Annotated in this window: 1 pseudogene; it reads right to left on the reverse strand. The window is 33.3% G+C overall.

The features are described from left to right. Nucleotides 1–240, reverse strand: a pseudogene (locus AAEY57_RS20970) (tRNA 2-thiocytidine(32) synthetase TtcA); the annotation flags it as partial.

Here is a 240-nt window from a genome sequence, read left to right on the forward strand (position 1 = left end):
TTGTTTTACCTTCAGGGATAATATCGGTAACAATACTGTAAGTATCTTCTTCTACAATTTTGTATTCAACATTTAATTTATCAAGATACTGGGGTAAAACATGCTCAGGAAAATCAGGTTGTTTTTGATCAAGATTTACAACAACTAGGTCAAACTTTATAGGTGCTACACGTTTTAAATGTTGAAGCATTTCAAGCATTGTGTAGCTATCTTTGCCGCCAGAAAGGCATACCATTATAC

It is taken from the genome of Pseudoalteromonas sp. MER144-MNA-CIBAN-0113 (assembly GCF_040308965.1).
In the GTDB taxonomy this organism is placed as follows: Bacteria; Pseudomonadota; Gammaproteobacteria; order Enterobacterales; family Alteromonadaceae; genus Pseudoalteromonas; species Pseudoalteromonas tetraodonis.